Annotated in this window: 4 protein-coding genes; 3 read left to right on the forward strand and 1 reads right to left on the reverse strand. The window is 64.2% G+C overall.

Features of this window, described 5'->3' with window-relative positions:
• Positions 1 to 9: 9 nt before the first annotated feature.
• Positions 10 to 1,668, reverse strand: coding sequence for an FAD-binding dehydrogenase (locus MOV74_RS33530; RefSeq protein ID WP_246931270.1), 1,659 nt, complete (start codon positions 1,666 to 1,668; stop codon positions 10 to 12).
• Positions 1,669 to 1,933: 265 nt separating this feature from the next.
• Between MOV74_RS33530 and MOV74_RS33535 the strand changes: the two genes are divergently transcribed.
• The 3 genes from MOV74_RS33535 (at position 1,934) to MOV74_RS33540 (ending at position 3,374) form a co-directional block, all read left to right on the forward strand.
• Positions 1,934 to 2,455 (forward strand): hypothetical protein, encoded by a 522-nt coding sequence (locus MOV74_RS33535; RefSeq protein WP_246931271.1) that lies wholly within the window; start codon positions 1,934 to 1,936, stop codon positions 2,453 to 2,455.
• Positions 2,456 to 2,633: 178 nt separating this feature from the next.
• A complete protein-coding gene (locus MOV74_RS40880) occupies positions 2,634 to 2,759 on the forward strand; it encodes a hypothetical protein (protein ID WP_258719565.1) in 126 nt (41 codons plus the stop codon).
• A 24-nt stretch (positions 2,760 to 2,783) separates the two neighbouring features.
• Complete coding sequence (locus tag MOV74_RS33540) at positions 2,784 to 3,374, forward strand: SCO family protein (RefSeq protein ID WP_246931272.1); 591 nt, start codon at positions 2,784 to 2,786, stop codon at positions 3,372 to 3,374.
• Positions 3,375 to 3,757: the final 383 nt, after the last annotated feature.

Consider the following 3,757-nt stretch of genomic DNA (forward strand, 5'->3'; position numbering starts at 1 on the left):
CCGCATGATCTAGCCCACCGCTTTGGCCGCGGCACGGCCCGCATTGCGGCCCGAGAACAGGCAGCCGCCGAGGAAAGTGCCTTCCAGCGAGCGATAGCCGTGCACCCCGCCGCCGCCGAAGCCGGCGGCTTCGCCGACCGCATAGAGGCCCGGAATGACGCTGCCCTCGCTGCCGAACACACGCGAGTCGAGATCGGTCTCGAAGCCGCCCAGCGTCTTGCGGGTGAGGATGTTGAGCTTGACCGCGATCAGCGGCCCCTGCGCGGGATCGAGGATCCTGTGGGGAGAGGCGGTGCGGATCAGTCTGTCGCCGATATAGCGGCGCGCATTGTGAATGTTCATCACCTGCGCATCCTTGACGTAGGGATTGGCGATCTCGCGATCGCGCGCCTCGATCTGCATCCTGATGTGCTCGAGCTTGAGAAGGTCGCTGCCGGCAAGCTTGTTCATCTCCGCAACAAGGTCCTCGATCTTGTCGCGTACGATGAAGTCGACACCGTGGCTTTTGAATGCTTCCACCGGCGCCGGCGCGCCCTTGTTGGTGGCGCGGCGCAAGGTCATGCGCCAGCTCTTGCCGGTCAGGTCAGGATTCTGCTCCGAGCCCGACAGCGCAAACTCCTTCTTGATGATGCTCTGAGTCAGGATGAACCAGGAATAATCGTACCCCGTCGACATGATGTATTGGAGCTGGCCGAGCGTGTCGGAGCCGGGGAAGAGCGGCGCCGGCAGCCGCGTGCCCGTGGCGTCGAACCACATCGAGGAGGGCCCGGGCAGGATGCGAATGCCGTGGCGCGGCCAGATCGGTGACCAGTTCTGGATGCCCTCGACATAATGCCACATGCGGTCGCGGTTGATCAGCCGCGCGCCCGCTTTCTCCGTGATGCCGATCATCCGGCCGTCGACATGTTCGGGCACGCCGGAGATCATGAATTTCGGGGGATCACCAAGCCGCTTCGGCCAGTTCTGCCGGACCAGCTCGTGATTGCCGCCGATGCCGCCGGACGCCACGATCACGGCCTGTGCCTGCAGCGCGAACTCGCCGACGACGCTACGGGACGAGCTCTTGCCGCGCTCGATCCTGTCAGGAGCGAGGACGGCGCCGCTGACGCCATCCACCGTGCCGTTGGTGATCGAGAGCGCGTCGACACGGTGGCGGAACCTGAAGCTCAGCCGGCCGCTGTTGACCGCCTCGCGCGCGCGGCGCTCGAACGGCTCGACGATGCCGGGGCCGGTACCCCAGGTGACGTGAAAGCGCGGCACGGAATTGCCGTGGCCCATCGCGTCGTAACCGCCACGCTCGGCCCAGCCGACCACAGGAAAGATGCGATGGCCCATGGCCCGCAGCCATGTGCGCTTCTCGCCGGCGGCGAATGCCACATAGGCCTCGGCCCATTGCCGCGGCCAGAAATCCTCGTCGCGGTCGAAGCCCGCGGCACCGATCCAATCCTGCATGGCCAGGTCGAAGGTATCCTTGATGCCGAGCCGGCGCTGCTCCGGCGAATCGACCAGGAACAACCCGCCGAACGACCAGAACGCCTGACCGCCGAGCGACTGCTCGCCTTCCTGGTCGACCACGATCACGCGCTTGCCTGAGTCGGCAATCTCGGTGGCGGCCACAAGACCCGACAGCCCCGCGCCGACGACGACGACGTCTGTTTTCTCAGCCATGCATTTCCCGCTCCATGAGTTCCCCCCTGTAATTGCCCGGATTGAAGCCAGCGGTCGTAACTGAGATCAAGTGTGTGGCGCGCAAGACATCGTTAACTTGTTCCACTTTGGGATAGAGACCTGACGAGTGCAGCGCGGACGCAACACTGGATTTGAATTTGTTTTGAGCGAGCCGGCCTGCCTAGACAAAACCTCGGTTACGACAGACGCTAGCCGTGCATCACCACCTGACACGCAGATTCGAATTCGACCGGGGCGGGGGCCAATGAAGTTTCTGACGGGGTTGCTTGCGGCGGTTCTGTTGATCGCTGGCATGGGGGCTTCTCACGCGGTGGTTCGGATCGCGGATGACCGCGGCGGCCGGATTGGAACCTACGTCGACAAGTATCAGGACCTGCGTCAATCAGGCGAAACCGTCATCATCGACGGCCTCTGCGCCTCCGCCTGTACGATCGTCCTCGGCGCCATCCCGCATGACCGAATCTGCGTGACCTCGAGCGCGACGCTTGGCTTCCACGCGGCCTGGGATTTCGGGTCCAACGGCCGTGCCGTCACCAATGCTGAAGCGACCCAGATGCTTTATGCGATGTATCCCTCGCAGGTGAGGCGCTGGATCAACCAGCGCGGCGGTCTCACCCCGCACATGCTGTTCCTTAAGGGCAAGCAGCTCCAGGCCATGTACAAGCCCTGCTACCTGGATGCCCAGGCCTCGGCGATCAAGCCGTCGCGCCGGCCTCTCCCGCAAGCGGACCAGATCGAATCCGCCCGGGGCCAGCTCCTGCACTGACATTCTCGGCCTGACAGGATCGTTCTGGCCCGCCGGCGGCGCCTTGCCCGCAGGCGGGCCGAAGCCTATCTGAAGGTTGGGAACCCGGGCTTTTGCCCCCATCATTGCCATGGCTCAACCAGTGCATCCGGCACATCGCCTACAGGACAATTCGCCCACTGCCGGCCGGACGCCATCCGTGCTGCTGTGGGCGGGCGTGGCGATCGGTGGATTGCTGGTGCTCGGCGCGCTGGCGCTGTGGTTCCACTACGGCACGCAGATGTTCTTCGAAATGATCAGGACCGGTTTCGCCGCCTGCTTCTGATCCGCGACAGGAAGTTTTCCGCTCATGAGTTCCGCCGCCCGTCCGCTGGTGATCGCGACCGCCTTCGCCGCAAGCCTTGTTGTCGGCCTCCTGATCCTGTTCTGGGCCATGGGCGGGGTCAGCAAGGTGGCGCAGCCGGCAGCGATCGGCGGCCCGTTCCAGCTCACCGACCAGAACGGCAAGGCCGTCACCGACAAGAACCTGAAGGGCAAGCCGACCCTGATCTTCTTCGGCTACACCCATTGCCCCGACGTCTGTCCGACCTCGCTGTTCGAGATCTCGGAGGTGCTGCGCGCGATGGGCAAGGACGCCGACAAGGTCAATGCCGTCTTCATCTCGGTCGATCCCGAACGGGATACGCCGGCGACCATGAAGGAGTATCTGTCGAGCTTCGATCCGCATCTCGAAGGGCTCAGCGGCGATCCCGCCGAGACCGCCAAGGTCATCACCTCCTATCGGGTCTACGCCAAGAAGGTCCCGACCAAGGACGGCGACTACACCATGGACCACACCGCGCTGATCTATCTGATGGACCGCGATGGGAGGTTCGTGTCGCCGTTCAACCTGAAACGCACGCCCGAAGAGGCGGCGGCGGATTTGAAGAAGTATCTCTAGGCATTTGGCAGAATCATCGGGCGGTGATCTCGATGAACCTCTTTCCGCATGCGGGAGAGGTCGGCACAAAGCGCCGGGTGAGGGCTCTTTCCTCTGGGGGACTCTCCCTTTGTCGAGACACCCTCTCCCCGGCCCTCCCCCGCAAGCGGGGGAGGGAGGGCACCTTCGCCCTGGCCACATTCCGCACTCGCGTTCCCGCCGGGATGGTCTATAACGCCCTCCGATCTCAATGAAATTCGTTCATTTCCGGCCGATGGCTCCATCGCACCAGGCGAAATCGTCTAACTCTGCCCGCGGCTTGCTGACCGGGCTGGCCGTTGCCGCGTGCCTGGTCATGGGCTTGAGCGCCGCAAACGCTCAGGCCCCGGCCAAGCGGCCCCCGG

The sequence above is a fragment of the Bradyrhizobium sp. SHOUNA76 genome (assembly GCF_023006445.1).
Lineage (GTDB): Bacteria > Pseudomonadota > Alphaproteobacteria > Rhizobiales > Xanthobacteraceae > Bradyrhizobium.